General features: G+C 74.9%; 4 protein-coding genes. 1 reads left to right on the top strand and 3 read right to left on the bottom strand.

The annotated features are described in order from the left end of the window. Window positions 1-49: 49 nt before the first annotated feature. The 3 genes from IE312_RS02220 to IE312_RS02210 are packed head-to-tail and all read right to left on the bottom strand — an operon-like array spanning window position 50 to window position 4,691. On the bottom strand, window positions 50-1,588 hold the full coding sequence (locus tag IE312_RS02220) for a lipopolysaccharide biosynthesis protein (protein ID WP_189977736.1): 1,539 nt from the start codon (window positions 1,586-1,588) through the stop codon (window positions 50-52). Continuing rightward, window positions 1,585-3,162: a P-loop NTPase family protein gene (locus IE312_RS02215; RefSeq protein WP_189977735.1), complete on the bottom strand. Its 1,578-nt coding sequence runs from the start codon at window positions 3,160-3,162 to the stop codon at window positions 1,585-1,587. Before IE312_RS02215 ends, IE312_RS02220 begins: the two co-directional genes overlap by 4 nt. Next, window positions 3,159-4,691: a hypothetical protein gene (locus IE312_RS02210; protein ID WP_229898901.1), complete on the bottom strand. Its 1,533-nt coding sequence runs from the start codon at window positions 4,689-4,691 to the stop codon at window positions 3,159-3,161. The genes IE312_RS02215 and IE312_RS02210 overlap by 4 nt, the downstream gene beginning before the upstream one ends. A 194-nt stretch (window positions 4,692-4,885) precedes the next feature. On the opposite strand from IE312_RS02210, the gene IE312_RS38535 reads away from it, so the two are divergent. Then, window positions 4,886-5,380, top strand: a 495-nt coding sequence (locus IE312_RS38535; protein WP_229898900.1) for an NAD-dependent epimerase/dehydratase family protein, incomplete at its 3' end; no start/stop codon positions are given.

Genomic DNA, 5,380 nt, shown 5'->3' with positions numbered 1-5,380 from the left:
GGGGAACGACACGGGGCGTGCCGGCCCCGGCCGGGCACCGTGCCCGGGCTCATGCGGCGCGACGGCGCAGGACTCCGAACAGCTCACTCACTCCCAGCGGTCTGCGATACCGCCACAAACTAGTACCAAATACACACGTTCCCAAGGTCATCCCGGCGGCGAGTCCTGACAGCGTGTCACCCGCCAGCGCGCGCACGGCGGCGAGCACGGCCGCGACGGCCAGCCCGGCACCGACGGCGGTCCGGTAGCCGCGGTCCACGGTCGTGAAGCCGAGGCGCAGCCGGACGAGCACGGCGGCCGAGAGGTTCTCCACGACGATGGCCGCACCCCAGGACACGGCGGCGCCGAGGACACCCCACGTGGGGATCGTGAGCACCCCGACCGTCAGGTGCACCGTGAACGCCGCGGCGGTGACGGCGAGGTGCCAGGAGCTCCTGCCGGACATCAGCAGCACGGTCTGGGCGTTGCCGACCGCGACGTTGACCATCGCGGCGGCGCACAGGGCGACCAGGGCGGGCGCGCCGTGGACGAACTCCGGGCCGAACACGGACAGGACGGTCCGGGGGAATCCGGCGACGACGAGGAACAGCGGCCAGGAGAAGAGCACCACCCAGCAGGTGGAGACGCGGTGCAGGTGGCGCGCCTCGGCGAGCCGGCCGACGGCGAGCAGCCGGCTGATCTGGGGGGCCACGGCGAGCCGGACGGCGAGCTGCAGCAGGGTACCGGCGGTGATGACGCGGCCGATGGCCGTGTAGAGGCCCGCCTCGGCACCGGTGGCGAGGGCGGACAGCAGGATGACGCCGACCCAGACCGCGCTGTAGTCGAAGAGCGAGGAGACCGCGCGGGGTGCCGCGAAGCTCCAGAACTCCCGCCAGGGCACGGTCCGGTGGGCGCCGGGACCCGCGGTGCCGCGGGCGGCGCGGCAGCGGCGCAGGGCCAGCCAGGCGGCGGCGGTACCGGCCAGTGCGGGCAGCAGCCAGGCCGCCGCCAGGGGGAGCATGCCGGGCGCGTAGCAGGCGACCGGCACGGCGACGGCCAGGCGCAGCACGGGTTTGCCGATCTGCTCGACGCCGACGAACGCCACCACGTTGCCGTGGCCCTGGTTCGCGCCGAGCAGGACCAGTCCGACGGTGGCGACGGGCAGGAACGCCCCGAAGAGGCGGACCAGGGTGACGGCGTCGGCCGGCGGCAGGTGCGGCAGGAGGGTGGTGGCCACCGCCGGGCACAGCAGCAGCGGCAGGGCCGCCGCCGTGCCGGCCGCCGCCGCGGGTACGACGGCCGCGCGCAGCAGACCGCCCACCGTCCGGCCGCCGCTCACGGCGATGTCGCGCGCGACGAACCGGACCAGCGCGGTGTCGGAGCCGAGCTTGCAGGTGTGACTGAGGACGGTGAACACGGCGACGCCGGTGAAGACCGTTCCCGCGCCCTGTGCGCCGAGGGCGCGGGTGATCAGGCCGACGAAGACGAAGGCGAGGACGGCGTTCGCCGCGGAACCCGCCACCCCCCACCACCCGCCCCGCGCGGCGGCGACGACACTGCTCGGGGCGGCTGCCCCGGGGGTGGGCGCGGCCGTTTCCAGGGCGGTCATCGGCGGGAGGCCGTGCGCGTCTCGTCCTGGGCGGGGAGTTCCACGGCCGGTGCGGCGGGTCCGGCCTGCGGGCCGCTCCCGGTGCGGCGGCGCAGGGCGGCGCGCAGCCGCCCCCGCCGGCCGCCGGCGTCGAGTACGGCACCGAGGAGGGTGCCGCCGGAGCAGTCGATCAGCTCGTGCACCCGCTTGAGGTCGTCCCGCCGGGTGGTGCCGAGGTCGACGACCAGCAGGACGCCGTCGACGCGCTGCGCGAGGGCGAGGGCGCCGGCGTGCTCCAGGAGCGGCCGGGCGAGGACGACCGCCGTACGGGACGCGGGCCCGGGCGGCACCGGGTGGGCGGCGGACCCGGCCGCCGGCGCCCCGGTGCCGCCGCCGGCGTGGCAGGCGAAGTGCCCGGCGGTGCCGGCGTCGACGAGGCGGCTCCCCTCGGGCGGGGCGGGCTGCCCGGGGGTGCGGGCGGCGTCCGGCAGCAGGGGCAGCCGGGCCGTCAGGGCGGGGGTGCCGGGGTCGGCGTCCACCAGCAGCACGTCGTCGCCGCACTCGGTGAGGGCCGCGGCCAGGTTGACGGCGGCCTCCTCGGTGGCGGCGCCGCGCCGGGGGGCCACGACGAGGATCCGGCCGGCGCCGGCGGTCGGTGCGGTCCGGCGCAGTCGGTAGGCCAGGGCGCGGTAGGTCTCCGCGCGGTCGCCGCCCCGGTGACCGACCCGCAGCAGGGTGTCCTCGCCGGGGTCGCGGGGCTCGCGGGGCAGCAGGCCGAGCACCGGGGTGCGCAGCACGGCCCGGGCCTCGTCGGCGGACCGGACCCGGGTGTCGAGGGCGGAGCGCAGCCAGGCCAGCAGCAGGCCGAGGGCCAGTCCGCTCGCCAGCCCGAGCCCGAGCAGGACCGGCCGGCCGGGCCCCGCCGGCCGGCCGGGTGCCTCGCCGCGGCGGACGACGTCGCCGCCGTCGGTGTCGCGGGAGTTGATCTCGACGAGCCGCCGGTGCAGGGTGTCGAGTTCGCTCTGCACGGCCTTGCCGTCGGTGTCGTCCGCGGTCTTCGTCTTGGCCTGCACCAGCGCGATCTGCTGCTGCACGCTGCGGCCGGCGCGCTGTACGGCGGCTTGGTTACGGGCCTTGCGGTCGGCCAGGTAGGCCTCGGCGAAGGCGTTGGCGCCGCGCGCCGCGCGCCGCGGGGTGCGGGCGGTGAACTCGAAGCGCAGCACCTGGGACTTGGCGGGGTTGGTGATCCGCAGACCGCTCCCGAGCGCGCCCGCCGTGCTGTCGGCCTGACCGAGCAGGCGGGCCGCGCGGGCGGCGACCGCCGCGCTGGCGGCGACCTGCTGCTCGGTGCCCATGCTGACCTGGTTGTCCGCGGCCACGTTGACCGTGCCGAAGGGGTCGGCGGTGGAGCGGACGAGGACCTCGCTGGCGGAGGTGTAGGTGTGGGCGCGCAAGAACGCCAGGGCGGCCCCGCCCAGCAGTCCGAGGACGATCCCCAGGGCGATGACGGCCCGGTGGCGCAGGAGCCGGCGGAGTTGGTCGCGCAGCTGGTCCGGTTCGTCGTACCGGTCGTGGAGGTCGATGGGGCCGGTCACGGGTGCCCTCCCGGGGTGGGGGTCGGAGCGGTACGGACGGGTGCGGCCGGCAGCGGCGACGGGACCGGCCGGTGTGCGCGGGCGGCGGAGCCGGTGATGAGCAGCGGCACGGCCAGGAGCAGGGTGAGCGGACCGACGATCCCGAGCAGGCTGCCGCGCAGGAAGACGATCTGGTAGAAGGCGAAGGCCGGGACCAGGAGGGTGGCGAGGGTGCCCGCCCGGCCGCGGAGCCGGTGGCGTACGTCGTCCATGCGGCGTCCGGCCGCGCCGAGCAGGAAGAACACGGCGGCCACGGCGGGCGGACCGGCCCAGAGGTAACTCTCGATCCACAGGGGGGCGGAGAGGTTGAGGAAGTCGTAACCCGCGTACCGGGCCAGGGTGATGCCGGTGTCCTCCGGTTTGTCCGGCCACACCGAGCGGGGTACCGGGAACAGGGCGGGCCCCAGCGCGTTCCGCGGCGCGAATCCCCTGTCCCGCGCGTAGTCGACGCCGGTCTGCACCTGCTGGAAGGCGTCGTAGTCGCCGTTGGCGGTGAACTGGGCGGAGAGGGAGACGACGGTGAACCGCTCCCGGTCGCTGTAGCGGAAGTAGTCGCTGTACGGGAACACCAGCAGCACGGTCGCCATGAGGGCGGCCGCGATCGTCCGGAAGGCACGGGGGCGGTTCAGCCGTCCCACCGTGAACAGCAGGGTGAGCAGGACCGTGCCGACCCAGAACCGCGGCTTGCTCACGGGGTTGTTGACGACGGCGTTCAGCGCGAGGAGCAGCGGCAGAAGCAGCCGGCGGGCGCCGCGCAGCAGGCGGTCACCGGCCGGCGCGCACGGCACGCACAGCAGGCCCAGCAATGCCCAGAACGCGGGTACGGACAGGGACCAGTTGCGCAGGGACGACAGGAAGGCGCCGTCCGAGCCGTCCACGGCCCCTGCCTCCCGCAGCGCCTGACGGCTGGTGAAGTAAGCGCTGATGCCACCCGGTTGGGCGGGGATGAGCAGCACGGCCAGGGCGAGGGCGAGTCCGCACAACGACAGCAGGCGCCAGGGTGCGAGGCGGCGGGACAGCAGCCGTTCCACCGGTCCCGGCGCGGGGAGGGCGGGCCCCGCGCCACGGGCGCGCTCCCGGCGGGCGGCGACGGCGGCCCCCGCGCTGTGCGCGAGGAGCCCGAGTTCGACGACGGCCACGGCCGCGAGGGCGGTGCCCGGGCCGGTCCGGTAGGCCCACGGGTAGGTGTCGGTGGCGAGCTGCGCCAAGGGGGCGAGGCCCAGCCAGATGTAGGCGAAGAGCCAGAACCCCAGGGCGACGAGCCGCACCGTCGTGGCGGTGAGCACGCGGACGAGGGCCACTGCGGTGTGCGCCACCACCATGCCCTGGGCGGCGAGCGCGGGTGACGGCTGCGCACCCGACTGCAGGACCAGACCCGGCAGCAGGACCAGCAGGGCCACGGCCCAGACGGCGACGGCGGCCGCGCTGCGGACGCGGATCTCCTCCCGGAGAAGACGGTCGCCGATCGGGTGTTCCACCTGAAAGCTCATCAAAAGGTTTATAACGCCTGCCTCCTACGAAGCCGTACAGGCGCGCGAGTGCGCGGCACCCGCACGGCCGCCCGCACCGCGCCGTCACCGGGTGACGCCGGAGCAGGGACGGCGTGCCCTGGACGACATATCAGGACACATATGCATTGATTACGCACACCAGATCATCACATCTCCGGACAAAGGAGCGGCCCATGGGCAAGCAGGTCGACGTCGTCGTCGCCGGTGGCGGGGGATTCATCGGGGGGCATCTCGTGGCCGCCCTGCTGGCCCAGGGGCTGACCGTCCGCTCCGTCGACATCAAGCCCCGGCACGAGTGGTACCAGCTCCACGACGCCGCGGAGAACGTCATCGCCGACCTGTCGCTCCTGGAGAACGCGCGCGCGGGCGTCCGGGGCGCGCGGCAGGTGTACATGCTGGCCGCCGACATGGGCGGCATGGGCTTCATCGAGAACAACAAGGCCGCCTGCATGATGTCGGTGCTGACCAGCACGCACATGCTGAAGGCCGCGCACGAGGCGGGCGTCGAACGCTACTTCTACTCCTCCTCCGCCTGCGTCTACGCCGCCGCCAAGCAGAGCGACCCGGACGTCACCGCGCTGCGCGAGGAGGACGCCTACCCGGCGCAGCCCGAGGACGGCTACGGCTGGGAGAAGCTCTTCTCCGAGCGCATGTGCCGCCACTACGCG

The sequence above is a fragment of the Streptomyces capoamus genome, assembly GCF_014654935.1.
GTDB lineage: Bacteria > Actinomycetota > Actinomycetes > Streptomycetales > Streptomycetaceae > Streptomyces > Streptomyces capoamus.
Note: the sequence above shows the minus strand (reverse complement) of the source record. Positions and strands in the feature narration are given on the sequence as shown.

Coding starts and splice junctions, on each gene's coding strand:
- IE312_RS02220 (WP_189977736.1), bottom strand. CDS start 1,588: ATGACCGCCCTGGAAACGGCCGCGCCCACCCCCGGGGCAGCCGCCCCG.
- IE312_RS02210 (WP_229898901.1), bottom strand. CDS start 4,691: ATGAGCTTTCAGGTGGAACACCCGATCGGCGACCGTCTTCTCCGGGAG.